The organism is Pseudoduganella sp. UC29_106 (assembly GCF_044055365.1).
Taxonomy (GTDB): Bacteria; Pseudomonadota; Gammaproteobacteria; order Burkholderiales; family Burkholderiaceae_D; genus Rugamonas.
In genome coordinates, this window is the sequence record NZ_CP171977.1 from 2,077,958 (window position 1) to 2,103,656 (window position 25,699).

The window sequence follows — 25,699 nt, forward strand, 5'->3', positions numbered from 1 at the left end:
GTCTCAGCACATTGAAAACAATACGGAGTTACTCATGCAAACCCAACTTTTCATCAACGGCAGATCATTCCAGCGGAGGACGGCGCGACCCTTCCCACGCTGAATCCGCACGACAATTCCGTAATTGCCAATGTCTCCATGGCTGGTAAGGCGGATATTGATAAGGCGGTGGCGGCCGCAAACAAGGCTTTTCCAAAATGGTCGCGCATGGCCGCCATGGAGCGTGGCCGCCTGCTGTTGAAGCTGGCTGATGCGATCGAAGCCAACGCCGACGAATTGGCGCGGCTGGAGTCGTTGGACACCGGTCACCCACTGCGCGACACCCGCAACCTGGATGTGCCGCGTACGGCCGTCACGTTCCGCTATTTCGGTGGCATGGCCGACAAACTGGAAGGTACGGTTATTCCGGTGGAAGCAGGCTTCCTGAACTACATGTTGCGTGAACCGGTGGGCGTGGTCGGCCAGGTGGTGCCTGGAACTTTCCGCTCATGTTCACCAGCTGGAAGATGGCGCCGGCGCTGGCGGCCGGCAATTGCATCGTGATGAAGCCGGCAGAACTTACGCCGCTGACCACCTTGCGTATTGCCGAATTGATGGCCGAGGTTGGCTTCCCGGAGGGCGTCGTCAATATCGTCCCGGGCCTTGGCCATGTTGCAGGTCAATACCTGGCGGAGCACGAGGATGTCGCGAAGATTGCGTTTACTGGCTCCACCGCCACTGGCCGCCGGATCGTCCAGGCCTCCGCGGGCAATTTGAAAAAGGTCCAGCTGGAGCTCGGTGGCAAAGGCGCCAACATCGTCTTCGGCGACGCCAACATTCAGGCAGCGGTGCAGGGCTCGGCATTCGCGATCTTCCACAACCAGGGCCAGGCCTGCATCGCCGGTTCGCGCCTGGTCCTGCACAAGTCCATCGCCGACGAGTTTACGGAGCGATTCGCCGCGCTGGCAGCATCCATCAAAATCGGCGATCCGCTGGATCCGACCACTGAGCTCGGCCCGCTAACCTCGCTGCAGCATCGCGACCGCGTGCTGTCGTATGTCGAGGTTGCCCAATCAGAGGGCGGCAAGCTGGTATTGGGCGGCAAGGTTCCCTCTCGCGCGGACCTTGCAGCTGGCTGCTATGTCGAGCCGACTATCGTCAAAGCGAAACCGGGTGACCGGGTTAGCCAGGAAGAGGTGTTCGGTCCGTTCGTCACCGTCACCACCTTTGAAACGGACGAGGAAGCGCTGGCAATCGCCAACGGAACCGAGTATGGACTGGGTGGTGGGCTGTGGACGAATAACCTGACCCGGGCACATCAAATTGCGCGTGAAATGAAGTCCGGCATGGTATGGATTAACTGCTACAAGCGCGTCAATCCGGCTTCTCCGTTCGGTGGCGTAGGCAAGTCCGGGTACGGCCGCGAAATGGGCTTCGAAGTCATGCGTGAATACACGCAGGCCAAGTCCGTGTGGGTCAACGTGGACGCCAACCTGCCGCCGTACTACCCGCGTTAAGCGCCATATCAAACCTTGAAATTCGCATTGGAATAATCATGATGTCGTTGCCAAGTTTCACGTTTGACAGCCGGTTTCCCCGTGTGGTGTTCGGGGCTGGAAGCATGCAGCACCTTGAACGTGAGATTGCGTTGCTCGGCGCCACTCGTGCACTCGTTCTGTGCACCCCGGAACAGCGTGCGAGCGCTGAAAAGGTGCAGGCAATCATTGGTCCGCGGTGCGCGGAATCTTCGACCGGGCGGTCATGCATGTCCCGATCGAGACCGCTCGCGAAGCCGTGGCCATGGCCAGGAAGCTTGACGCCGATTGCGCCATCGCGATTGGCGGCGGTTCTACTACCGGCCTGGGCAAGGCCATCGCGTTGGAGTCTTCCATACCGATCCTCGCCATTCCCACGACGTATGCCGGCAGCGAAATGACGCCAATTTACGGCATCACCGAGAAGGGCATCAAAAAGACGGGGCGCGACGCCCGTGTCCTGCCCAAAACGGTTATCTATGATCCTGAATTGACGGTGAGTCTCCCGCGCATGCTCTCGGCAACAAGCGGCATCAATGCCATTGCCCATGCTGCCGAGGGGCTGTATGCACGCGACACTAATCCAATCCTTTCCTTTTTTGCCGAGGAGGGCATAGCGGCCTTAGCGCAAGCTCTGCCAAAAATTGTAGAGAATCCGTCCAATATCGAGGCGCGGGCCCATGCGCTGTATGGGGCTTGGTTGTGCGGGACAGTCCTTGGGAATGTCGAAATGTCGCTTCACCATAAGCTGTGCCATACGCTTGGCGGCAGCTACAACCTGCCGCACGCAGAGACCCATACAGTCGTACTCCCTCACGTGCTCGCGTTCAACGCTGCCGCCGCGCCGGAGGCCATGGAGAGGATTGCCCGTGCGCTCGGTGCAGAAGATGCCGCGCAGGGTATGCATGCGCTTGCACTCAGCCTCGGCGTTCCAATGGCGCTGAAATACATTGGGATGCGCGAGGAGGACCTGGATCGCTGTGCACAGATCGCCAGCGAGAACGCTTATTGGAATCCTCAACCAATCGACCAGGCATCAATCCGGAAACTGCTGGATGACGCTTACTCTGGGCGCCAACCCGGAGGTTGATCAGCGCCGCAACCCACGCCTTAAGCCATTCTAAAAATATGCGCACCGATGCGCGGGCAATCACAGGAGGAGACATGAAAGGGTTTAATCAACGACGCCGCCGTGTACTGCAAAGCGCTGGTGTCGCTGCAATGCTTAATGCGGTCGGCATGAAGTCCGCGTTCGCAAGTGCAAAGGAAGTTCGCATTGGCTTCGTATCGCCTCAGACTGGCTCGCTCGCTGCTTTCGGTGAAGCGGACAAATGGGTGATCGCTGGGCTGCAGAGCAAGTTCCAGGCGGGTATTCAGGTGGGCGGAAAAGTCCTGCCTGTCAAAGTGATTGTGAAGGACAGCCAGTCTTCCCCTAACCGGGCTGGCGAGGTCGCTAGCGACCTTATCCTCAAGGACAATGTCGACCTGATCCTTGTGTCGTCCACTCCGGAAACTGCCAATCCTGTTTCCGATGCGTGCGAGCTGAATGAGGTGCCGTGCATCTCCACTGTCGCGCCCTGGCAGCCATGGTTCTTCGGCCGTGGCGGAAACCCGATAAAGGATTCAAGTGGACATACCATATGTTCTGGGGGCTTGAAGATGTTATCGCCAACTTTACCAATGGCTGGAAGAGCCTTCAGACAAACCACAAGGTAGGTGGACTCTTTCCTAACGACGGTGATGGCAATGCGTGGGGTGACAAGGATCTCGGCTTCCCCAAGGCCCTGTCGGCGCAAGGCTTCAGCCTGACCGACCCGGGCCGCTACCAGAACATGAATCAGGACTTCTCGGCACAGATCGCGGCGTTCAAGCGCGACCGTGTCGAGATCGTCACCGGTGTGATGATTCCACCTGACGCCAAGACTTTCCTGACCCAGGCGCGGCAGCAGGGCTTTAAGCCGCGCGTGGTAACACTCGGGAAAGCACTGTTATTCCCTGCGGCGATCGATGCCTTGGGTGACCTTGGCGACGGCTTGACAACGGAAGTGTGGTGGTCGCCCTGGCATCCATTCAAATCGACCATCACTGGGGTGGATGCGAAAGGCCTGTGTGCCGCGTACGAAGACCAGACCAGGAAGCAGTGGACACAGCCGCTTGGCTTCTCCCATGCGCTCTTCGAAGTCGCGGTGGATGCATTGCGCCGCGCGAAGTCCGCCGAGCGCGCGGCGATTCGCGATGCGATCGCGGCGACCAATATGACTACCATCGTCGGCCCGGTAAAGTGGGGCGGGGCGGGGCCATTCAAGAATGTGTCCAAGACGCCTTTGGTGCTGGGGCAGTGGGTCAAAGGGAAGAAATACAAGTACGAGTTGGCCATTGTCGATTCGGCTGCCAGTCCCGCCATCCCGACCAATGGCCAGCTGCGGCTGATAGCCTGACTCTGCCGCCGGAACGGCGGCATCCCATTACCTGAATATGCCGGCCTGAAGGTTGGCAGGGTTCTTCATGACCGCACTTCTTAGTATCGAGGGTGTTAGCAAGAGCTATGGAGCGTTGAAGGTTACCGACAACGTTTCGATGAGCGTCGCTGAAGGCGAGACGCTCGGCATCCTTGGCCCGAACGGGGCTGGCAAGACCACGCTGTTCAACGTGATCTCGGGGACGTCAGGCCCGACAAGGGGCGCGTGCTGTTCGGCACTACGGACATCTCCAAATCCCCGGCGCATCGGCGCTGCCGGGCCGGTATCGGTCGATCTTATCAAGTGCCTCAGCCCTATGGGGCGATGACCGTGTTTGAGAACTGTCTGGTCGCCGCAACTTTTGGCGCCGGCTTGCCGGAGACGGACGCATATCCAGTGTGTATCGATGTGCTGGAAAGACAGGATTGCTGGGCAAAGCGAACAAGCTCGCTGGCGCCTTGCCTTTGTTGGACCGCAAGCGGCTGGAACTTGGCGCGCGCGCTATCGACGAGACCCAGGCTCCTGCTGCTCGACGAAATTGCCGGCGGGCTGACCGAACATGAGGCGAGGACGCTGGTCGACGAAATCAAAGCAATCAAGGCGCGGGGAGTAACGATGATATGGATCGAACACGTCGTCCATGCATTGCTTGCCGTGGCCGACCGGTTCGTCGTCCTTAACTTCGGCGCGGTGCTTGCCGAGGGGACGCCCACTGCAGTGCTCGAGAACCCCGAAGTCAGGCGCGTCTATATGGGAATGGAAGTATGAGCGCGCTACTGAAAATTCAGGAGCTAACCGCGTTCTATGGCGATTTCCAGGCCCTTTTTGGCGTCGACTTTGAGATTGCGGCAGGCGAAGTGGTTGCGCTGATCGGCGCCAATGGTGCGGGCAAGTCGACTCTCCTGAAGTCGATCACAGGCTTGCTTAAAGCACCGAAGGATTCCGTTCGCTTCGCAGGGGAGGCCATCTCAGGCCTGGCTCCAGGGAAGATCGTTACAAAAGGCATTGCGATGGTGCCGGAAGGGCGACGTCTTTTTCCAAGCCTGTCGGTGGAAGAGAATCTGATGATCGGCGGCTATAGCCGGCGGCCTGGGCCGTGGAATCTCGAAGCCGTCTACCGCTTGTTTCCTGTTTTACGCGAGCGCCGCCGCCATCCTGGCACCGAGCTGTCTGGTGGTCAGCAGCAGATGGTCGCGATCGGCCGCGCGCTGATGAGCAACCCCTCGCTGCTTATCTGCGACGAGATATCCCTGGGGCTCGCTCCAATTATCGTCAAGGAGATATACGACGCGCTGCCGGTGATTACGGAAGGCGGACTTAGCGTGATTGTTGTGGAGCAGGACGTGGCGACTGCCCGCAGCGTATCGCATCGGCTTTACTGCATGCAGGAGGGGGCGGATTTCCCTGACCGGCAAATCGCAGGACGTGACCCACGATCAAATTTCGCAGGCCTACTTTGGCCTTTGACCGGAGAGCTATTCATCATGTGGAGCTGGATTCACACGCTGTTGCAGGGACTGATGCTGGGTGGCCTGTATGCCATGTTTGCCGCTGGCCAGTCACTGATGTTTGGTGTCATGCGGCTGACTAATACGGCCCATGGCGATTTCACGATACTGGCCGCTTTCGCTGCTTTTTCATTGCTCGCTGCGACCGGCCCACACGGCGCGGCCGCGAGTATTGCAGTCGTGCTCGCCTTGCTCCCGCTCGCCTTTGTGTTCGGCTACGGCTTGCAAAGACTGGTGCTGAATGGAACGCTTGGCAAGGATCCGCTCCCTTCGCTGGTCGTGACATTTGGGATCTCCATTGTCATTCAGAACGTGCTGACGGAAGTCTTCACCTCGGACCCGAGAGCTATCGATATCGGCGCCTTGGGAACCCAGAGCCTGAGTCTGGGGGAGAACTTGTCGGTCGGAGTCCTGCCGTTGGCGGACCTTCCTGATCGCGGTGCTTGTCATCGCCGGCTTGCAATGGCTGTTTGGAAGCACGGCGCTTGGGCGCGCATTCCGAGCCACTTCGGATGACCAGGATGTCGCTCAACTGATGGGTCTGGATTCACGCCATGTCTATGGTCTAGCGACCGGCCTCGCGTTCGTATTGGTTGCCATTGCAGGAACGTTGCAAGGGACTCGCACGACGTCTCACCAACGGATGGCCCGGCGCTTCTGCTGTTAGCGTTCGAGTCCGTGATCATCGGCGGAATGGGGTCGTTCTGGGGGACGTTTGCAGGCGCCCTGACTCTTGGCGTCACGCAGAGCATTGGCGCACGGCTTGATCCAGGTTGGGGCATCTGGTTCGGCCATATCGCATTCTTGCTGATGCTGGCATTCAGGCCTCAAGGACTGTTCCCCAAGACCCGGTAATTGCCATTGCCGGCACCTTCTGACGCAGAATTCATTATGAAAAACGAACACTATACGGTTGTCAGGACCAGTCGCTCCAGCCAGGGCGCCCTGATCGCAGGGGCGCTGTTGCTTGCAGTGGGATGCACCCTGCCCTGGTGGGGGGAATCCAGCTGGATGCGCGAATTTAACCAGATTGCCTGCTATTTCATTTTCGCGAGTATGTGGAATCTGCTGGCCGGCTATGGCGGTATGGTCTCAATCGGGCAGCAAGCCTATCTTGGCCTGGGCGGCTATGTGATGGTCATTCTTGCCAACCTCTGTGGCGTCAATCCGTTTGTCGCCATTCCTGTTGCAGCAGTCCTGACGGCGCTGGTGGCGATACCGGTTTCCAGGCTCGCGTTCCGACTAAAAGGCGGCTATTTCGCGATTGGCACGTGGGTAATAGCGGAAGTGCTCCGTCTTTCATTTGCCAACCTGACGGTGGTAGGCGGTGGCTCCGGCACTAGTCTGACCGCGCTTGCCGGGATTGAGCGTGCAACGCGTGAGTCCGTGACCTTTTGGATGACATTCGCTGCAGTCGCTGTGACCATCGCTTTGACGTACTTCTTCCTTCGCAGTAAGCAGGGGCTGGCGTTGATGGCTATCCGCGACAGCGAGACCGCCTCGGAATCGCAAGGGATTGATGTCAGGCGCGTCAAGCTGGGAGTCTTATGTTGTCTCGGCGTTCGGCGCCGGCCTTGCGGGTGCTCTGTATTTTCTCGGCAATCTGCGGATATCACCGGACGCCGCTTTCGCTGTGAACTGGACGGCATTCGCAATCTTCATGGTGATGATCGGTGGCTTGGGGACGATCGAAGGCCCGATCGTGGGAGCGGTGATCTTCTGGGCGCTAAACAAATTCTTCTCGGATTACGGAACCTGGTACCTGGTCGGGCTGGGGCTGTTGGCAATCACGGTCACGCTTGTGTTCAAGCAGGGATTGTGGGGATACCTGCAAGCGCGATTTGACTGGCGCGTATTCCCGGTTCAGCGTCGGCTGGCAATGAAGCAGTCGAGTGCACTTGTACAAACCCTCGACGGGGCACCGGTTAAAGCTTGACATGCCGAGCAAATCTCGCATGCAAGCGCGAGCCCATCAACTTTACGCAATCGCAAACAAGGATTCTTCAAATGGAATACGACTTCACCCACATTGTTACTGATCCTGATTCGGTGACTGACATCGTCCTGGCTGCCATGAGCAATACAGCGGATGCCCGCCTGAAGGAAATCATGTCAGCCCTGATCCGTCACAGCCATGCATTCCTGAGGGAGGTGAACTTGACGGATGACGAGTTTGAGCAGGGACTTGATTTCATCCGGAGGGTAGGGGGCGCCTGTTCGGATAGCCACAACGAAGTGGTCTTGCTTTCCGATGTGCTCGGCCTCTCGACACTGGTGAAATCCATCAACAACTCCAATACGCCGGAGGGCACTGGCGGAGCGTTGCTTGGCCCGTTCTATCGAGCCAACTCGCCTAAATACTGATCAGGTGACTCGATCGCCCAGAGTGGCACACCTGGCATGCTGTTGTACGTCAACCTTCGCGTGCTCAATACCCGAAATGAGGTGGTGCCAAACGCGATGGTCGAGGTCTGGCAGGCCTCACCAGTTGGGATGTATGAGAATCAGGACCCGCAACAACCGGAAATGAATCTGCGCGGCCATTTCTTTGCCGATGAAAATGGTCGGGTCAGCTTCAAAACTGTACGTCCGGCAGGCTATCCGGTGCCGACGGATGGACCAGTCGGCACTTTGCTGCGGAAACAGGCACGTCACCCGTATCGTCCGGCACACTTGCATTTCATCGTCGTCGCTGAAGGCTATTCGACTTTGATTTCCCAAGTATTCTCGGATGACGCGGAATATCTGGATTCGGACGTCGTTTTTGGCGTGACCCGTGACCTGGTAGGCAGCTTCGAATCGCATGCGGCCAGCACTGGACCGCTTGCGGAAACCGGTGAGCCATACTACACGTTGGACTACTCGTTCGTGTTGAGCGAAGGCGAGTCCACTCGTCCAACACCGCCGATTAAGTGAATGGGATGGCCCCTGCGGTCAGGCGTTGCCAGGTGACGCTCTGCCGCGTGCTCGCGCCGCGTGCGTCAGGGCCGCCGCTGATTTCAGCTGGTCGCGGCTGGAGCCGCCGCGACGGCGCGCAGGGAAAGTACCTGCTGGCCGTCGAAGCGGACAGTCACGGCATCGCCCACGCTCATCGGGTGGACACCGGTGCTCGCGCCGGTCGAGACCCAGTCACCTGGACGCAAGGTGCCGCCGCGTTCGGCCAGGCTGTTCGCCAGGAACAGCAGCGAAGCCAATGGCCCGCCAGGAATGCGGTCGGCGCTGCCGCTGCCGACGAGCGCGCCGTTGATGTCGGTCTCGACACGCCAGTCAGCCAGATCGCGTTCAAAGAATTTCGGCAGTTCGGGACCAACGGCCAGGCCAAGGTTGTTGCCGAAGTCGCTGATCACAGCGCCTGGTCCGAGTGAGCTGAGAGTGGGCAGGGGACTGCCGGCGATTTCGATTGCGGCGTGCACGGCGGCCACGAACGGCTGCAGGTCTGATGCGTTCTCGAAGCGGGTATGCAGTGGAAAACCGTCACCGAGACGCAGTGCGAACTCGGCCTCGGCTGCGGCATAACCACCTTTGATGACCGGGAAGTCCACCGCGTCTGCGGCGGCGAGGAGCACGGATCGGGCAAATACCGGCCCGTAGACCCTCTCTGCCGGATAGGTCTCCCGCCACTGCGGCTGGATCGCTGCGACCTTCCAGCCGGAGAGGCGAACGGGCCAGGCCGCGATGGAAACCTCTTGAATGTCATAGGCCTGAGATAGCGTTGCGGGAACGCGATCGCCGGGATAGCCTGGAAGCGGAGTGGCGGCCAGTCGCGCGGTACGGAATGCGAGCGAAATTTCGTCTGGTGTCATTGTGAATCCTTGAGCGTATGTGGAACCTTCGCATTGGATTCTACTAGAGAGGACGCATAAAGCGTCCCCGTCGCGCTTACTTGATGAAGCTAAGCTGCTTGCTGATCTTCTCCAGAATCGGCTTCTTCTTCTCGTTGAACGTAGCCTTATTGTTCTGGATAAGGTTATTGCCCTTGGTGTCGATTGAAATGATCAGGGGCCCGAACTCTTTCACGCGGTTGATCCACAAAGTCTCGGGCATGCCCAGATCCTGCCATTCCGCGCCTTCGATTTCCTCGACCTGCGTCGCTGCCAGCACTGCGCAGCCGCCGGGGAAGATCGCGTGCACCGCCGTATGTTCCTGGCAGCCGGCCGCCGTTTCCGGGCCCATGCCGCCCTTGCCGATGATCAGCTTGACGCCAGTCTGCTTGATGAATTCGCGTTCGAATTTCTCCATGCGCATGCTGGTCGTGGGGCCGATCGACACCATCTCGAAGCCCTCATCCTTCTTGCGCACGATAGGACCGGCGTGAAGGATGGCGCCGCGGTCGAGGTTGACGGGTAGTTCGCGCTTTTGCTCGATCAGGCGGCGGTGTGCCACGTCGCGGCAGGTGATCAGGCGGCCGGTCAGGTAGACAACGTCGCCGACGTTGAGGCCTTGCAGATCCTCATCCTTGATGGGGGTCGTCAAAATCTTCTTCACAGTACAACTCCTTCGTGGGACAGAATGTCATAGGACAGGTCAGCGTTGATGCGGATTTTGCCGCGGCGGTGCGCCCAGCAACCTGTATTCACGGCGACGCCAATGGTGGACGGGTGGCGGGCGGACGATTCAATGTTCACGCCCATCACGCTGTTGTTGCCTGTCAGGCCCTGCGGACCGATACCGACCTCATTCAGGCCTTGCTCAAGCAGTTCTTCCATTAGTGCGGCGCGTGGATTCGAACTCTTCGAATCGACCGGACGCATGATGGCCAGCTTCGATAAGCGCGCCGCCGTTTCCACCGAAGTGGACACGCCGACCCCGACCAGCAGCGGCGGGCAAGCGTTCACGCCGCGTTCGGTAATCACGTCCATAACGAACTCCGCCACGCCTTCGTAGCCCTGACCGGGCATCAGCACCTTGGCCGCGCCGGGCAGGGTGCAGCCGCCGCCCGCCATGTACACGTCGATCGTGCAGCTGTCCTTTTCCGGCACGATGCGCCAGTCCAGCCAGGGGATGTTGGTACCGGTGTTGGTGCCGGTGTTCTTCTCGTCGAAGGTTTCCACAGCGTTGTGGCGCAGGGGACCGATGCGGGTCGCTTCGGCGGTCGCCTCCTGCAGGATCTCTTCCAGTTCGCCCAACAGAGGGAAGTGCGCGCCGGCTTCGACGAAGTACTGGATAACGCCGGTGTCCTGGCAGCTGGGACGATCCAGCCTGTCTGCGGCCTCCTGGTTGCTGTGCATCGAATCGTAAATCGATTTCGCCAGCGGGTTGGTTTCCATCGTGCGCAGGTCGGCCAGCTTGGCCTTGACGTCCTTGGGAAGACGCTTGCCGATGTAGGCTGTGAATTTGGCCATGGTGTCCGTCAGAGACAGAACGGCTGCTTCCTTGTCCATGTGGTGCTCCTCTTTTGAAAAATGTCAGTGGATTGTTCGGGCGAAAATCAGTGCGCGACCGCCTGCGCCGGTACAGTGCTGCCGGTCTTGAAGCGCGACAGCATCAGCGTCAGCACGGCGGAGAGAATCAGCAGGCCTGCGACGAAGTAGAGGCCGCCGCTGAAGCTGCCGGTCCTGTCCTTCATCCACCCGATCATTGCCGGGCCGGCGAAGCCGCCCAGATTGCCGATCGCGTTGATGGTTGCAATGCCGGTTGCGGCAGCGGCGCCGGACAGGAACGTCGTGGGCATGCTCCACAGCGGCGGCTTGGCGCAGCTGATGCCGATATTGACCAGGGTCAGCGCTGCAATCAGGCCAACGATGCTGCTGGCGCCAGCGGCAACCACCAGCCCGACGGACGCAGCCAGGCAAGCCAGGATCACGTGCCAGGTGCGCTCACCGGTGCGGTCCGAATGGCGCGACCACCAGACCATGGCGACCACCGAAACGATGGGCGGGATGGCGTTCAGGAAGCCAACGGTCATCGACGAAACGCCCAGTTGCTTGATGATCTGCGGCGCCCAGATGCCAAGGGTGTACAGGCCGGCGGAGGTGCCGAGTAAATCATGGCCAGGGCCAGCACGCGGGGATTGAGCAGGCCGCTTGCGATGCTGTGCTTGGCGTCGTGGCCTTTGCCGGCGACTTCCTCGTTCATGGCATTGATCAGCCAGGCACGCTCATCGTCTTTCAGCCATTTCGCCTTCTCCGGTTTGTCCGTCATGTAGAAGAACACGACAACGCCGAGGATCAGGGCGGGAATCGCCTCCAGGACGAACATCCATTGCCAGCCGTGCATGCCCATGATGCCGTCCATCTCCAGCAGTGCTGCGGAAATCGGCGAGCCCAGCGCAGTGGAAATCGGTGCGGCAGCCATGAAGAAGGCCGTCACGCCGGCGCGGTGACGGGCCGGGAACCAGTAGCTGAGGTAAAGAATGATGCCGGGGAAGAAACCCGCTTCCGCTGCGCCAAGCAGGAAACGCATGATGTAGAAGCTGGTCGGCCCGCTGACGAAGGCCATGGCGCCGGAAATAATGCCCCAGGTCACCATCACCCGCGCAATCCAGACGCGGGCGCCGACCTTGTGCAGGATGATGTTGGATGGGACTTCGAAGAGGAAATAACCCCAGAAGAAAATGCCTGCGCCGAAGCCCAGGATGGAGGCAGTGAAGCCCAGGTCGCCCTTCATCTGCAATGAGGCGAAGCCAATGTTCACCCTGTCAATGTAGGCAATGAAATACAGCAGCATGATGAAGGGCACAATGCGCCACCAAATCCGGCGCAAGGTGCGCTTTTCGATCTCTCGCTCCACGGGAAGTCTCCTTGATGTTCGATAAACGAGCGTTTTGTCGACGACCGGACTAATTGCCGGCTTTTGCGTCGTGAATGCCTCAGAAGGTGTGAGGCGTAGTGAGAGGTTATAGTTTTCCGCGATGAGGAGAATCGATGTAAACTTAATTCATTCTTCAGAAAAACTTACGAATGAACACCGATTCCGAACTGGCCTTCTTTTGCGTGCTGGTCAAACAGGGCAGCCTGGCGGCCGCGGCGCGCGAGCTGAACCTCACGCCGCCGGCCGTATCCCGCCGCTTGTCCCTGCTGGAGGAGCGCCTGGGCGTGCGCCTGCTCAACCGGACCACGCGCCGCATCAGCCTGACCAGCGAAGGGGAGGTCTACTTTGAAAACGCCCAGCGCATCCTGAGCGACATTGACGAGATGGAGCAGCGGGTTTCAAGCAGCCGCGCAGCCCCGCGCGGCATGTTGCGGGTGAATGCCCCGCTGGGTTTTGGCCGCTCCTACATCGGGGCGGCGATTTCGGGCTTCAGCAAGGCTTATCCCGATGTTGAGGTGCAGCTGCACCTGACCGACCGTCCCATCGTCTTGCCCGATGAGGCGATCGATATCTCGATCCGCTTCGGCGACATTCCCGACTCGCGCCTGATCGCAAAGAAGATTGCCGCCAACCGGCGTCTGTTGTGCGCTTCGCCCGCCTACCTGCGCGCCGCCGGCACTCCCACTTATCCGCACGATCTGACGCAGCATCTGTGCATCGTGCTGCGCCAGAACGAAGGCGCTTATGGCAACTGGCGTTTAAGCCGCGGCAAGCAGGTCGAGACGGTGAAAGTGCATGGCAAGCTCAGTACCAACGATGGCGAAGTGGCGCTCAAATGGGCGCTGGAAGGTCATGGCGTGCTGATGCGGGCGGAGTGGGATGTCGCCAAATACCTGCGCAGCGGGCGACTGGTGCAGGTGCTCGCCGATTACGAGACCCCTCCGGCCGATATCTATGCCGTTTACCTGGAGCGGCTGAACCTGTCCGCCAAGGTGGCTTACTTCGTCGAATACCTGCGCGAATATCTGGAGCAGCATAGCGACAGCCCCAGTCAGCTGCCGCGGAACTGGTAGCGCCCCCAGCTCAGCGTACCGGGCTGGAAACGCGGATCTCGTCCCCCGCTATTTGCACGTTCAAGCCGAAGCCGGCATGCAGCAGGCGCGCAAAGGCTTCGACATTATTCGCGTCGAACACTCCGCCAATGCCGATGCCTGCGGCGGCGTCGTCCTCGATGACCAGCTGCATGCGGCCGTAGCGGTTGAACTGGCGCGCCGCATCCGCCAGGCTGACCTCATCAAAGACCAGTTTGCCCTGTAGCCAGCCCAGGCTGGCGCTCAGCTGCTCACTGGATTTCTTCGACACCAGCACATTGCCGCCATCGGCCAGGGCCGCATCGTCGCGCGTCAGTATGACAGGATTGCCGCGTGCCGACTTGACCTGTACGCGGCCCTCCAGCACTGCCACGCGCAGCTGCTCGCCCTCGCGGAGCAGGGAAAACTTCGTACCCAGCACCGTCACCGTCTGCCGCCCGGCATGGATCACAAATGGCCGTTGCGGATCATGGGCGATGTCGAAAAACGCTTCGCCCTGCTCAAGCCAGACCTCGCGCGTTTGCGCCGTCACGGCCGTGCGCAGCTGGGTGGCAGTATTGAGCGTCAGGCGCGAGCCGTCAGACAAGGCCACCGATTCGCGCTGGCCACGCTTGGTCGCATAGTTCTGTGCAGGCTGCGATGTGCGAAAGTCCGCTACCAGGGTGAAGGCGAGCAAGGCCAGCACGGCCAGGCAGATGCCGGCAGCCGCGCGGTAGACCTGCGGCCGCGCCAGCCGTGCCAGTCCCAGCCACATCGTCGGCTCGGCCAGGGCAGGGCTGGCGGATTGCAGCGCCTGCAGACGATTGGCGCGGCGCCAGGCGTGGTCCAGGCGGAGGAATGCGACGCGATGGGCGGTCGAGGCGTCCAGCCAGGCATCCAGTGCGACCTGGCGCTCGGGCGGCAGGCCCGCATCGCTGCGGTCGCGCTCGGCGATCCAGTCGGCCGCGCGCGCTTCGATCTCATTCAATTCCTTGCTCTTCATCTGTATGGTTCCTTCTTTGCGCAGCGCCGAGCCGGGGCGCGCTGCGGCGCCGCTACTGGCCAACCCTGGGGCGTGCAAGGCCACTGCCAGGGCGCGCACGCCCTTGGAAACCTGGCGCTCGACCGTGTCTTCGGTGATCCCCATGCGCGCAGCCACCTCGCGCTGCGACAATCCTTCTATCTTTCTCAACTCGACCACTTCCCGGCAGCGCGCGGGCAACAGGTTCAGCGCGCGTTGCAACAGGTTCAGCTCGCTGCGCGCAGCCAGATGGCGTTCGGGAGTCAGTTCGTCGATGGTCGGCGCCAGCGTATCCATATCGGCAAAAGTTTCGATCGCTACAATCTGCGCGCGGCGCGCCCGGTCGATCAGCAGGTTGCGCGCCGTCGACAGCACAAAAGCCTGGGCCGACTCGGGCGCCGCTGCGCGCAGCCATCGTAGACGCGCGCATACACCTCTTGCCGCAAATCGGCAATTTCGCTCGCATCGCGCCAGTTACGCCGCAAATAGCGTTCGAGCACGCCTTCCAGCGGCAGGACCTGTTCGACAAACCAGGCGCTCAAGTCGTCATCTTTCAATCGGAACCCCTCGCATTATGCGGTTCAGCAATCAGCCTACCCCTTAAGACGAAGCGGCGCAAAAAATCCGGTATTGTTGGACAAAATATTTTCCGGTCACGAAAAAAACACGCGCAGCATACCGGATTGGCGCGGCGTCTTCGTCTAAGTTTTGCAGAGACACCAGACCGAGAAAGAAAATAATGAAAACGAAAACCAGCTTGAAAATCCTGGCCCGCATGGCCTTGAGCAGTGCGGTGCTATTTTGCGCCGGCGTCCAGGCGCAGGTGCGCAATTTCGATATCGCCGGCGGGGAATTGAAAGCCGCGCTTGATATCTATGCGGCGCAGTCGGGTACGCAATTGATCTATAAGGTCGAGGACGTAAAGGGCCGCAGCACCAAGGGGCTCAAACGTGCACTCTCGGTCGAAGAGGCGTTGCGGCAGCTCCTCGAGGGAACTCCTTTATCCGTGCGTCGCGACGTCTCCGGCGCGCTGGTGATCTTCGTCGCGCCTCCGCCTCCGCCGCCGCCCAAGCCGGAGAAGAGTGCGGAGAGCGAAGCGCCCGTGGTGGACACCGTGATTGTCAGCGCCACCCGGCGCCGCGAGCCTGCGCGCGAGGTGCCGATGCAGGTTTCCAGCCTGTCGACCGAGAAGCTGGACCGTTCCGGCGCCAAGAACCTGCAGGACTATCTGGCCAATGAGGCCGGCGTCGACGTCAAAAGCAGCGGCGGTCCCGGCATCGGTACCCTGACGATCCGGGGTGTCAGCACCGGCGTCCAGACCATTTCGACGGTTGGCGTGTATATCGACGAAGTGGCCTTCGGCTCCAGCACGGCCACCGCGAACGGCGCCCAGATGGCGCTGGACATGGCTTTGCTGGATCTCAATCACATCGAGCTGCTGCGCGGCCCGCAAGGCACGCTGTACGGCGCCAGCGCAATGGGCGGCCTGCTCAAGTACGTGACCAACGAACCCGATACCACCGAGTTCTCGGGCAAAGCAGCGCTGAGCGTGGCCGGCACCCAGCGCGGCGGCGCGAGCCAGACGGCCAGCGGGGTCGTCAATGTGCCGCTGAAGGAGGATGTCGCAGGGCTGCGGTTCTCGGCCTTCAGCGACCATGCGGGCGGCAGCGTCGACAGCGTGGGACCGGCCAGCGGGCGGAATATCGACCGCGGCAACACGAGCGGCGCCCGCGTTTCCGTCCTGCTGACGCCGGTGCATCAATTCAGGGCGAGGCTGACCGGTACCACCCAGAAGATCCGCCGCGGCGGCACCGACTTTGTCGACTACGACCCCGCCACCGGCCGCCCCGTCGATACCGAGCCGACCCGGCGCCTCGATGTCCCCGAGCCGTACAGCGTCAAGATCGATCTTCTGGCGGCCGACCTCGAATATGACTTCGGCTGGGCACGGTTGAATTCGATCACCTCCCGCCAGCGCGTGCGTTCTAGCGTGCCGGTCGACCTCAGCTCGGTGTATGTGCCCTTGCTGGCCGACTTTGGCCTCCATGTCAGCCGCGCGGCGGTGACCATCAACGTTGCGGTGGACAAGACGACGCAGGAGCTGCGCCTGACGTCCAAATCCGACAAGCAGCTTGAATGGCTGGCCGGCCTCTATTACAACCACGAAAAGGCCAATAACCGGCAGCGCGCGGTCAGCACGCTGGTGGACGGCACGCCGGGCCCCGACCTGCTGACCTCGGCGTTGCCCGCCGAGTACAGGGAACTGGCGGTGTATGGCGACCTGACGTGGAAGATGGCTTCCCGGCTGGCGCTGACAGGCGGCCTGCGCGTTGCGCACAACAAGCAGCATTACGTGCAGGTGTCGGATGGCCTGGTCGTGGGCGGCGCGCAATCCATCGATGCCCGCTCGGCCGACACCAGCCGCACCTGGCTGCTGACCGCGCGCTATGGGATGACGCCGGCCAGCTCCATCTATGCACGCGCTGCCACCGGCTACCGGCCCGGCGGCCCGAATGCTGTCCTGCGCGATCCGTATACCGGCGAGACGACCGGACCGGACGCGTTTCGACCCGATACTCTCACCAGCTACGAGCTTGGCTATAAGGCCGATTTGCTGAACAAACGTCTCGCCATCGGCGCCGCCGTCTTCAAGCTGAACTGGAAGGATCTCCAGCAATACCGGCCGGTCAACGGGCTGTCGGTGATCGTCAACGCCGGCGCGGCGCGCATCCGCGGCGCCGAACTGACATTGGGCTACCGGCCCGATTCCCACTGGACCCTGGCCGGCAACGCCGCCTACATCGATGCCGCCCTGAGCGAGGACGCGCCGGGACTGGGCGCCATGGCCGGCGCGCGGCTGCCCAGCAGCGCGCGGCTGTCGGCCAGCGTCAGCGCCAACTATGCGTTCGAGCTGGCCGGCTTTGCCAGCTACGCCGGCGTGGCGCAGCGCTACGTTGGCGCGCGTACCGCCGGCTTCGCGGGCAGTACCCAGGTTCCGCTGTACCGCTTGCCAGCCTACGCGCTGACCGATCTGCAGGCCGGCATCGATTTCAAACATGCCAGCCTCGCGCTGTTCCTGCGCAATGTATTCGACCGCCGCGCCCAGCTCGCGGCCGACAGCACCGTGCAGGCGCTCGGCGGACCCGCCTGGGTATCGCTGGCCCAGAGGCGCACGCTGGGCGCGACCCTGACGGTGCCGTTCTAAGCCACCTCCGCTTTTCCACATTCTTTTTTTTCTTAGAGGGCTACGCTCATGGATAGTCACGCCTTGAATTTCGCTGCGCCAGCGCAGCCTGCCACTTCCCGGGCGAGCAGCCTGCTGGCCTGCTATGGCTTGCTGGTGCTCGTCACCGCCGCCATTTTCAGCGCCCTGGACCGCCAGATCCTGGTCCTGCTGGCCGAGCCCATGCGCCAAAGCCTGGGATTGTCCGACACCAAGCTGGGCCTGCTCCAAGGCGTCGGCATCACCCTGTTCTCCGGCGTGGCCGCCGTGCCGCTGGGCTGGCTGGCCGACCGCTACGGCCGGCGCGTGCTGCTGGCGGCCTGCGTGCTGGTGTGGGCGGCCGCCACCGCGGCGTGCGGCCTGGCGCAGGACTTTTCCGCCCTGTTTGCCGCAGCCATTGGCCTGGGGCTGGGCGAAGCCGGCCTGGCGCCCATTGTCTACGGCCTGATTCCGGAGATTGTGTCCGAGCGCCGCCGCGTGCTGGCCAATGGCGTCTATACGCTGGCGGTGATCCTGGGTTCGGGCTTGGGCATTGCACTCAGCGGCGCGCTGGTGCAGGCGCTCGACAGCACCCGGCCGCTGTTGCCGCCCACCTTGCAGCTGATGGAGTCGTGGCGCCTGGCCTTCCTCGCCGTCGCGCTGCCGGGTCCGCTGGTGGCGCTGGCGGTACTGCTGATACGGCTGCATCCGCAGCGTAGCGGCGCCGAAGCGCAAACGAGCGGCGCCAGGCCGGCCCTGTCCGCCTATTGCCGCGACCATGGCCGCACGATGGTGTGCGTGTTCGGCGGCTCCGGCCTGCTGGCGCTGGCCATTGCCGCCAGCGCCAATTGGGCGCCGGTGGTCGCCGCGCGCGAGTTTGGCGCAACGGCGGCAGAGGCCGGGCAGGGCATTGGCATGGCGTATTTGCTGGGCACGGCCGCAGGGGCAGTGCTGGGTGCGGCTGGCGTCAATCTGCTGCGCCGCCGCGTGGGGCTGGCGACACCGATCCGCGTCATCACGATCGGTTCGGTGCTGGCCGCGCTGGCGTCGCTACTGATGCTTGCCGTGCACAGCGCCGCCGGACTGTACCTGTTGTTCGGCATGCAGGTGGCGGCGTTGATAGCGGGCAGCGTGCTGGTGCCGACCCTGCTGCAGGACATGACACCGGCCGCGCTGCGTTCGCGGCTGATCGCCATCGGCACCGGCGTGACCGTGGGCCTGAGCGCGCTGAGCCCGGTGCTGGTCGGCGCCCTGTCCGATCTGTTGCAAGCCTCTGCACAGGGGCTGCTGACCGCGATGGCAGGCGTTGGCGCCGCCGCCTTCGCGCTGGCCGCCGGCGTGATGCAGATCGCCGAAACGCCGTTTGTACAAACCGTCGAAGAAATCCACCCCGGCCTCGCATTGCGCGAGGCCTGATTCCCCAACAGGAGATACCATGAACGAAGCGAAAGCTACCGAAACCAAGTCCGGCGCCGCTGCGCTGGACGAGCTGTTCCAACCCTTTAACCGCAGCGATGCCCCTGGCCTGGTGGTTGGCGTGGCGCAGCACGGCCAGCGTGTCTACCGGCGCGGGTTCGGCCTGGCCAGCATCGAGCTGGGTGTGGCCAACACGCCGTGGACGCGCATGCGGATCGGCTCGACCAGCAAGCATTTCACCTGCCTGGCCGCGCTGCTGCTGGCCGAGGAGGGCAAGCTCGATATCGACGCTGGGGTACGCCGCTACTTCCCGACCATGCCGCTGCTGCAGGGCGAACCCACCCTGCGCCAGTTCATGACGCACACCAGCGGCTATCGCTGCTACCTGGACCTCAGCTCCCTGTCCGACGGGATGGCGATCAAGCCCGAGGGCGAAGTACTGGCGGCGCAGCTGCGGCAGGGGGCGGCCAATTTCGCACCCGGCGAAAATATGATCTATTGCAATGGCGGCTACCACTTGCTGTCGCTGGCGATCGAACAGGCTGCCGGCATGCCGTTCGAGCAGTTCCTCCAGGAGCGCATCTTCGCGCCGCTGGGGATGAAGGACACGCTCTCGGTGCGTAGCGATTTCGAGATCCATCCCGGCATGGCGACCCTGCATGTGCCGCGCCCGGCCGAGCAGGGCGGCGGCTGGCGCCGGGGGCATCTTCCCGTCCGAGGAGATGCGCGGCGAGGGCGCCATGATTTCGACGCTGGATGACATGCTGGCCTGGCTGGCGCACATGCGCGCCCCGGAAAAGACGGTAGGCAGCGCGGAAAGCTGGCGGCAAATGCTTACCCGCACGAGGCTGAACAACGGGCTGGTCAACCCTTATGGCCTGGGCCTGATGCTGCACGACTACCGTGGCGTCGACGTGATCCACCACGCCGGCGGCGTGATCGGCGGCACCTGCCAGATGATCACCGTGCCCGATCACGCGCTCGACATCATCATCATGACCAATGGCGCGCCCGCCAATCCCATCGAGCTGGCCTACAAGATCATCGACACCATGCTGGGCGATGTCCTGATCGTGGCGGCCCCGGAGAAGGCGGCGGCGGAGCGCTTCAAGCCGATGCTGGGAACGCGCTACCACGCCAGCGGCTCCGGGATGGTGTTCGGCTTCGGCGAGGCGCCCGAAGGGCGGCTGGGGCTGACCTTGGTGGACAACCTGCCGGTGGCGTTGACCGTGAGCGGCGATGTGCTGCGCATCGGTTTCGAAGACTTTGCGCTGGGCCCGCTGGTGTTGCCGGCCGCAGCAATGGCGGTAGAGAACCAGGCGCCGCCGTCAGCGCTGACCCTGAGCGAAGCTGGCCGTGCCGAGCGCTACGAGCGCTTGCCGGACACGCCACCCTCCCTGGCCAGCGCGGGCCGGGCCCTGGTGGGCCGCTACCACGCGCGCGACCTGGGGGCGGACGCGCTGATGCGCTTCGAGGGCGAGCAGCTGCTGCTCGAAGTGTTCGGGTCGCATGGCCGCGATGTGATGGTGCTCGAAGCCTTCTCCGACCTGGTGTTTGGCCTGCGCTTCGGCGGCGAATATCCTCCGATGCGCGGGGTGCTCAGCGCCGAGCCTTCGTCCGGCGCTATCAAGGCGTTCCGCATCAATACGGCGCGCACGCGCCACCTGCGCTTCGAGCGCCTGACCGACTGACGGGGCCGGAGATGAAATTCTTTATTGCCCAGTTCGCAACCGAGACCAACACCTTTGCCGCCACCCCGACTGGCCGTGGCGGGTTCGAGGAATGCGGCATTTACTACGGCGATGCCAGCCTCAAGGCGCCGGACGGCACCGGCGCCGTCATGCACGCCTACCGCTCGATGATGGAGGCCGATGGCCACCAGGTCGCCGAGGGGCTGTGCGCCCTGGCGGAACCATCGGGCCGTACGGTGCGCGCCGTTTACGAGGAGCTGCGTGACCGGTTGCTGGCCGATCTGCGCGCCGCCTTGCCGGTCGATGCGGTGCAGCTCATGTTGCATGGTGCGATGGTGGCCGAAGGCTATGACGATTGTGAAGGGGACGTGCTGCAGCGCGTGCGCGAAATCGTTGGACCCGGCGTGCCTGTGGGCGCCGAACTCGACCTGCACTGCCATTTCACGGAAAAGATGCGCGTGTCGGCCGATATCATCATCGCCTTCAAGGAGTATCCGCATACCGATATTGTTGCGCGCGGGCGCGAGCTGTATCGCCTGCTGGCCGACATGCATGCCGGGAAGGTACGTCCGTCTACGGCGGTCTTCGATTGCAAGATGGTCGGCAACTGGCAAACGACGCAGGAGCCGATGAAGAGCTTTGTCCAGCGCATGCAAGCGCTTGAAGGGCAGGGTGGCGTGCTCTCCGTCTCGCTTGGCCATGGCTTCGCCTGGGGCGATGTGGCCGATGCCGGCGCCAGGCTGTGGGTCATCACCGACGACGATATGGCGCTGGCGGCGTCGCTGGCCGAACGGCTGGCGCGTGAATTCTGGGAGTTGCGCGAACTGACCGGGCGCAATGTGCTGCAACTCGATGCCGCGCTTGACCGCGCAATCGAGCAGGCGTCGGCGCCGGACGGCGGGCCGGTCGTGCTGGCCGATGTGGCCGACAACCCAGGGGGCGGCGCGCCCGGCGACTCGACCTTTATCCTGCGGCGGCTGCTCGAACGCGGTATCGGCAACGTGGCCATTGGCGCGTTCTGGGACCTGGGTGCGATCCATATCTGCCAGGAAGCTGGTGTCGGCGCGGCGCTGGACCTGCGCATCGGCGGCAAATGCGGCCCCAGCTCGGGCCAGCCGCTGGACCTGCGCGTGACCGTGCGCGCCATCGCCGAGGACCACAGCCAGAGCGCCGTGGCGATTGGCGGGCGCGTGCTGCTGGGCACCAGCGTCTGGCTGGAAGGTCCGAACAATGTGCACATCCTGCTGGCCTCGGTGCGCGGCCAGGTGTTCTCTCCCGAAGCCTTCACCGGCCTTGGCCTGGACCTGGACGGCAGGAAGCTGGTGGTGGTCAAGTCGGCCATCCATTTCAACGCCGAATTCGCTCCCATTGCCAGGTCGGTGATCTACGCCTCGACCCCGGGGGCGATCGCACCCGATTGCGCCGCCATCCCCTACCAGGTGCGCAACCTGAACTACTGGCCCCGCGTCGCGCGGCCGCATGCGGCCTGGTCCTGAGTGCACACGAACGGAGACATCATGCTTTTACTTCGCAAGCCTTATCTGCTTTTCCTCGGCGACGTCCGGAGCGCGGTGCATGCCAAGACCGCCTTCGGCGTGGCCCACTGGTGCCCGGACGATGTGGTGGGCGAGCTACGCTTTGACGGCGCGGCGGTCAGCACCGGCAAGCCCGCCTTGAGCATAGCCCAGGCCGCTGCTGCCGGCGCCGGCTCGCTCCTGATCGGCATTGCCCCGGTCGGCGGCCAGTTGCCGCCGCATTGGCTGCCGACGCTGATCGAGGCCGCCCAAGCGGGCCTGGACATCGTGAGCGGCCTGCACACGCGCCTCGGCAGCTTCCCGGAGCTGGTGGCCGCCGCTGCCGCCGCCAGGGTGCAGCTGCACGACGTACGGCATGGCGACTGGCCGCGCGTCACCGGCAGCGGCCGCAAGCGTCCAGGCAAGCGCGTGCTGACAGTCGGTACCGATTGCGCGCTTGGCAAGAAATACACGGCACTTGCGCTGACCCGCTCGCTGCAAGCGCGCGGCATGCCGGCCACGTTCCGCGCCACCGGCCAGACCGGCATCATGATCTCCGGCGCCGGTGTCGCCATAGACGCCGTCGTGGCCGATTTCATCGCCGGTGTGGCCGAGCAGCTCTCGCCGGACAACGCCGGCAGCCACTGGGACGTGATCGAAGGCCAGGGCTCGCTGTTCCATCCTGCCTATGCCGGTGTCAGCCTGGGGCTGCTGCACGGCTCCCAGCCGGATGCGCTGGTGCTGTGCCATGACCCTGGCCGCCAGCACATCGACGGATTGCCCGATTTTCCCATGCCCGCCCTGGCCGAGGCTATCGCGCTCTATCTGCAGGCGGGACGCCTGACCAACCCCGATGTGCGCTGCATCGGCATCAGCGTCAATTCATCATCGCTGAGCGAGGCGGCCTGGAGTGCCTACCAGGAGCGGCTCGAAGCCGAACTCGGCTTGCCGGTGGCCGATCCGCTGCGTGGCGGCGTCGAAACGCTGACCACAGCCCTTATTAATCAAGAGGAGACCTGTCATGAGTCTTGAATGCACTATCACGCCGGAAAGCTGGCGTTTGCAAGAGCCGTTTGAAATTTCGCGTGAAGTATTGACCGACATCGGCGTGATCGTTGTGCGCCTGCTCGATGGTCATGGCAATGCAGGCTGGGGCGAGGCCGCCGGCGTGTCCTACGACGGCGAGACGCTGCGGTCGATGGCGGCGCAAATCGATGCCGTGCGGCCCAGGCTGCATGATGGCCTGACCAGCCTGGAGCTGATGCAATGGCTGCCTGCCGGCGGCGCGCGCAATGCACTCGATTGCGCATTGTGGGACTTGCGTGCCAAGCAGGCAGGCCGGCCGGTCTGGCGCCTGGCTGGCTGCCCACCGCCCACGCCGGTAACGACTGCCTATACCATCGGCCTTGGCAATGAGGCCGATGTGCGGCGCAAAATTCGCGCCGCGCGCCATTTCCCGCTGCTGAAGCTGAAGGCAGACGCCACCCGGCATTGCGAGATGGTGCGCATCGCGCGCGAGGAGCATCCGAATGCCCGGCTGGTGATCGATGCCAACCAGGCGTGGAACCGTGAATTGCTGGAAAAGATCCTGCCGGAGCTGCAGGCCCAGGGCGTCGAACTGATCGAGCAGCCCGTGCCGCGGGGGACGGACGCCCAGCTCGACGGCTTGCGCTCGGCCATCCCGCTCGCCGCCGACGAGTCCTGCACCGATCGCAACTCGCTGGACCAGCTGCTTGGCCGTTATCAATACATCAATATCAAGCTCGACAAGTGCGGCGGCCTCAGCGAGGGGCTGGCGCTGGCGCGCCGCGCGCGTGAACTGGGTTTCAAGCTCATGGTGGGCAATATGGGAGGAACTTCGCTGGCGATGGCGCCGGCCCATCTGGTGGCGCAGGAATGCATTTATGTCGACCTGGATGGCCCGCTGCTCCTGCGCGAGGACCGCGCCCTGGGAATGCGCTATCAGGCGGCGCTGCTGAGCGCGGCGGAACCGGACTTTTGGGGATAACAGTGGAATTCGGAATCAAGGAAAAGGATAGCCGCAGCGCCTGCGTCGCGGTGGGCGTGTACGAGCAGCGGCGCCTGTCGAACGAAGCCAAAGCTCTGGACGGCGAGGGCGCCGTCACGCTGGCGATGCGGTCGGGTGACATCAGCGGCAAACCGGGCTCCACGCTGTTGCTGCATGGCGTAGGCGGCATGGCGCGCGTGCTGCTGGTTGGACTGGGCGAGGCGGGCGCGGTAAGTGAAACGGCCTTCGGCATGGCGGTGCGGGCCATGGTGAAGGTGTTCGCCACCCTGGGCGCGACGCAGGCGTCCGTGGCGCTGCCGCTGGATGGCGTGGCGGGGCGCGATATGTGCTGGGCCATCGCCTGCATCGTAATCGGCCGCACGGGACAATGCATTGCGTCGCGATGCACTGAAAAGCCGCAAGGAAGTTCCGGTAACGGGCGTGAGCCGCATCGTGCTTGTCACTAAACCGGATGCGGCGGCCAGGGCTGCACTGGCCCGCGCGCTGGCGACCGCGAACGGTGTTGAGTTGTGCAGGGAGTTGGGCAACCTGCCGGCCAATATCTGTACACCTGCCTACCTGGCCGAGGCCGCGGGGAGGCTGGGCCGCGACTGGGGCGTCGAGGTGCAGGCATGGGGGCGCAGGCAGATCGAGCGGCTGGGAATGGGCTGCATGCTGGCCGTGGCCGACGGCAGCGAGGTGCAGCCCCGCTTCATCGTACTGAAGCATATGGGAGGCAAAGCAAAACAGGAGCCGGTGGTCCTGGTGGGCAAGGGCATCACCTTCGATTCCGGCGGCATCTCGCTGAAACCCGGCGCCGGCATGGACGAGATGAAATACGATATGTGCGGCGGCGCCGCCGTGCTCGGCGTGTTCCGCGCCATCGCCGAGCTGCGCCTGCCGCTGAATGTGATTGGCCTGGTGGCGGCGTGCGAAAACATGCCGTCCGGGCGTGCCGTCAAGCCCGGTGACGTGGTGACCTCCATGAGTGGCCTGACCGTGGAAGTGCAAAACACGGACGCAGAAGGGCGCATGGTGCTGTGCGACGCGCTCACTTACGCGGAGCGCTTCAAACCCGCCGCCGTGATCGACATCGCCACGCTGACCGGCGCCTGCGTCACGGCGCTCGGCCAGCATCATTCCGGCCTGTTCACCCGGGCCGATCCAGCGCACGACCTCCTGGCCAGCCAGTTGCTGGAGGCCGGGCGCACCTCCGGCGATCTGGCCTGGCGCATGCCGCTGGGCGACGCCTATCAGGAGCAGATCAAGTCCGTCAGCGCAGATCTGGCCAATTTGGGTACGCCCGGAGCGGGCAGTATTACGGCGGCCTGCTTCCTCGAGAACTTCACGCGCAGTTACAGCTGGGCCCATCTCGACATCGCCGGCACTGCCTGGCAGCACGGCGGGGCAGGCGGAGCAACGGGCCGTCCGGTACCGCTGCTGGTCGCCTTCCTGCTGGCGCGAGTGCTGGACAACGCTCCGGGCCGCGCCAGGTCATAGCTTGGGTTCGGACCTGCCCGGCGCGTTCCCGGCATAAGGCTGTTAA

At 63.0% G+C, this 25,699-nt stretch carries 22 protein-coding genes and 5 pseudogenes; 21 read left to right on the plus strand and 6 right to left on the minus strand.

Translation table 11 applies throughout. The features are described from left to right. The first annotated feature begins 34 nt into the window (after nucleotides 1–34). From ACHMW6_RS10835 to ACHMW6_RS10890, 12 genes and pseudogenes are all read left to right on the plus strand, one after another. A pseudogene (locus ACHMW6_RS10835) lies at nucleotides 35–1,496 on the plus strand (aldehyde dehydrogenase family protein). 41 nt (nucleotides 1,497–1,537) lie between these two features. Next, nucleotides 1,538–2,604: pseudogene (locus tag ACHMW6_RS10840) on the plus strand (maleylacetate reductase). A 74-nt stretch (nucleotides 2,605–2,678) separates the two neighbouring features. Then, a complete protein-coding gene (locus ACHMW6_RS10845; RefSeq protein ID WP_395407092.1) occupies nucleotides 2,679–3,230 on the plus strand; it encodes an ABC transporter substrate-binding protein in 552 nt (183 codons plus the stop codon). After that, nucleotides 3,155–3,952: an ABC transporter substrate-binding protein gene (locus ACHMW6_RS10850; protein ID WP_395407093.1), complete on the plus strand. Its 798-nt coding sequence runs from the start codon at nucleotides 3,155–3,157 to the stop codon at nucleotides 3,950–3,952. Before ACHMW6_RS10845 ends, ACHMW6_RS10850 begins: the two co-directional genes overlap by 76 nt. 67 nt (nucleotides 3,953–4,019) lie before the next feature. Beyond that, on the plus strand, nucleotides 4,020–4,301 hold the full coding sequence (locus ACHMW6_RS10855; protein WP_395407094.1) for an ATP-binding cassette domain-containing protein: 282 nt from the start codon (nucleotides 4,020–4,022) through the stop codon (nucleotides 4,299–4,301). After that, the gene (locus tag ACHMW6_RS10860; protein WP_395407095.1) at nucleotides 4,199–4,741 is read left to right on the plus strand and encodes an ABC transporter ATP-binding protein; all 543 of its coding nucleotides are present in this window, start codon (nucleotides 4,199–4,201) and stop codon (nucleotides 4,739–4,741) included. The genes ACHMW6_RS10855 and ACHMW6_RS10860 overlap by 103 nt, the downstream gene beginning before the upstream one ends. Then, nucleotides 4,738–5,997 carry an ATP-binding cassette domain-containing protein gene (locus ACHMW6_RS10865; protein WP_395407096.1) on the plus strand — a complete coding sequence of 420 codons (1,260 nt, stop codon included), beginning with the start codon at nucleotides 4,738–4,740 and terminating at the stop codon, nucleotides 5,995–5,997. Before ACHMW6_RS10860 ends, ACHMW6_RS10865 begins: the two co-directional genes overlap by 4 nt. Next, a complete protein-coding gene (locus tag ACHMW6_RS10870) occupies nucleotides 5,921–6,148 on the plus strand; it encodes a hypothetical protein (protein WP_395407097.1) in 228 nt (75 codons plus the stop codon). Before ACHMW6_RS10865 ends, ACHMW6_RS10870 begins: the two co-directional genes overlap by 77 nt. A 389-nt stretch (nucleotides 6,149–6,537) precedes the next feature. After that, nucleotides 6,538–6,957: pseudogene (locus ACHMW6_RS10875) on the plus strand (branched-chain amino acid ABC transporter permease); the annotation flags it as partial. A gap of 43 nt (nucleotides 6,958–7,000) precedes the next feature. Continuing rightward, a complete protein-coding gene (locus tag ACHMW6_RS10880; RefSeq protein WP_395408578.1) occupies nucleotides 7,001–7,417 on the plus strand; it encodes a hypothetical protein in 417 nt (138 codons plus the stop codon). A gap of 71 nt (nucleotides 7,418–7,488) precedes the next feature. Then, a complete protein-coding gene (locus ACHMW6_RS10885) occupies nucleotides 7,489–7,845 on the plus strand; it encodes a dioxygenase (protein ID WP_395407098.1) in 357 nt (118 codons plus the stop codon). Between the two features lie 36 nt (nucleotides 7,846–7,881). After that, nucleotides 7,882–8,397, plus strand: coding sequence for a hypothetical protein (locus ACHMW6_RS10890; RefSeq protein ID WP_395407099.1), 516 nt, complete (start codon nucleotides 7,882–7,884; stop codon nucleotides 8,395–8,397). Nucleotides 8,398–8,480: 83 nt separating this feature from the next. Here ACHMW6_RS10890 and ACHMW6_RS10895 read toward each other — a convergent pair whose 3' ends face one another. The 4 genes and pseudogenes from ACHMW6_RS10895 to ACHMW6_RS10910 all read right to left on the minus strand — a co-directional run bounded on the left by ACHMW6_RS10895 (nucleotide 8,481) and on the right by ACHMW6_RS10910 (nucleotide 12,210). Then, complete coding sequence (locus ACHMW6_RS10895) at nucleotides 8,481–9,284, minus strand: 2-keto-4-pentenoate hydratase (protein WP_395407100.1); 804 nt, start codon at nucleotides 9,282–9,284, stop codon at nucleotides 8,481–8,483. A 76-nt stretch (nucleotides 9,285–9,360) separates the two neighbouring features. Further along, complete coding sequence (gene ttdB / locus ACHMW6_RS10900) at nucleotides 9,361–9,966, minus strand: L(+)-tartrate dehydratase subunit beta (RefSeq protein ID WP_395407102.1); 606 nt, start codon at nucleotides 9,964–9,966, stop codon at nucleotides 9,361–9,363. Then, on the minus strand, nucleotides 9,963–10,862 hold the full coding sequence (gene ttdA / locus ACHMW6_RS10905; protein WP_395407103.1) for a L(+)-tartrate dehydratase subunit alpha: 900 nt from the start codon (nucleotides 10,860–10,862) through the stop codon (nucleotides 9,963–9,965). Before ttdA ends, ttdB begins: the two co-directional genes overlap by 4 nt. Nucleotides 10,863–10,909: 47 nt before the next feature. After that, a pseudogene (locus tag ACHMW6_RS10910) lies at nucleotides 10,910–12,210 on the minus strand (MFS transporter). A gap of 170 nt (nucleotides 12,211–12,380) precedes the next feature. On the opposite strand from ACHMW6_RS10910, the gene ACHMW6_RS10915 reads away from it, so the two are divergent. After that, nucleotides 12,381–13,304, plus strand: coding sequence for a LysR family transcriptional regulator (locus ACHMW6_RS10915; RefSeq protein ID WP_395407104.1), 924 nt, complete (start codon nucleotides 12,381–12,383; stop codon nucleotides 13,302–13,304). Nucleotides 13,305–13,314: 10 nt separating this feature from the next. Here the strand turns inward: ACHMW6_RS10915 and ACHMW6_RS10920 are convergent, their stop codons facing one another. Together ACHMW6_RS10920 and ACHMW6_RS10925 are read right to left on the minus strand one after the other, a co-directional pair. Next, nucleotides 13,315–14,697, minus strand: a complete 1,383-nt coding sequence (locus ACHMW6_RS10920) for a sigma-70 family RNA polymerase sigma factor (RefSeq protein WP_395407105.1) — start codon at nucleotides 14,695–14,697, stop codon at nucleotides 13,315–13,317. Further along, on the minus strand, nucleotides 14,670–14,879 hold the full coding sequence (locus tag ACHMW6_RS10925; protein ID WP_395407106.1) for a hypothetical protein: 210 nt from the start codon (nucleotides 14,877–14,879) through the stop codon (nucleotides 14,670–14,672). The genes ACHMW6_RS10920 and ACHMW6_RS10925 overlap by 28 nt, the downstream gene beginning before the upstream one ends. 182 nt (nucleotides 14,880–15,061) lie before the next feature. Between ACHMW6_RS10925 and ACHMW6_RS10930 the strand changes: the two genes are divergently transcribed. The 8 genes and pseudogenes from ACHMW6_RS10930 (at nucleotide 15,062) to ACHMW6_RS10965 (ending at nucleotide 25,653) form a co-directional block, all read left to right on the plus strand. Next, nucleotides 15,062–17,527 carry a TonB-dependent receptor domain-containing protein gene (locus ACHMW6_RS10930; protein ID WP_395407107.1) on the plus strand — a complete coding sequence of 822 codons (2,466 nt, stop codon included), beginning with the start codon at nucleotides 15,062–15,064 and terminating at the stop codon, nucleotides 17,525–17,527. Nucleotides 17,528–17,575: 48 nt separating this feature from the next. After that, nucleotides 17,576–18,940, plus strand: coding sequence for an MFS transporter (locus ACHMW6_RS10935; protein WP_395407108.1), 1,365 nt, complete (start codon nucleotides 17,576–17,578; stop codon nucleotides 18,938–18,940). Nucleotides 18,941–18,959: 19 nt separating this feature from the next. Then, nucleotides 18,960–19,700, plus strand: a complete 741-nt coding sequence (locus ACHMW6_RS10940; protein ID WP_395407109.1) for a serine hydrolase domain-containing protein — start codon at nucleotides 18,960–18,962, stop codon at nucleotides 19,698–19,700. Then, nucleotides 19,600–20,631: a serine hydrolase gene (locus tag ACHMW6_RS10945; protein ID WP_395407111.1), complete on the plus strand. Its 1,032-nt coding sequence runs from the start codon at nucleotides 19,600–19,602 to the stop codon at nucleotides 20,629–20,631. Before ACHMW6_RS10940 ends, ACHMW6_RS10945 begins: the two co-directional genes overlap by 101 nt. 11 nt (nucleotides 20,632–20,642) lie before the next feature. Beyond that, on the plus strand, nucleotides 20,643–22,127 hold the full coding sequence (locus ACHMW6_RS10950) for a M81 family metallopeptidase (protein WP_395407112.1): 1,485 nt from the start codon (nucleotides 20,643–20,645) through the stop codon (nucleotides 22,125–22,127). A gap of 21 nt (nucleotides 22,128–22,148) precedes the next feature. Beyond that, entirely contained in the window at nucleotides 22,149–23,177 is a 1,029-nt protein-coding gene (locus ACHMW6_RS10955; RefSeq protein WP_395407113.1) for a DUF1611 domain-containing protein, read from the plus strand. Next, complete coding sequence (gene dgcA / locus ACHMW6_RS10960; protein ID WP_395407114.1) at nucleotides 23,167–24,153, plus strand: N-acetyl-D-Glu racemase DgcA; 987 nt, start codon at nucleotides 23,167–23,169, stop codon at nucleotides 24,151–24,153. Before ACHMW6_RS10955 ends, dgcA begins: the two co-directional genes overlap by 11 nt. Nucleotides 24,154–24,155: 2 nt before the next feature. Continuing rightward, nucleotides 24,156–25,653, plus strand: a pseudogene (locus tag ACHMW6_RS10965) (leucyl aminopeptidase). Nucleotides 25,654–25,699 lie beyond the last annotated feature (46 nt).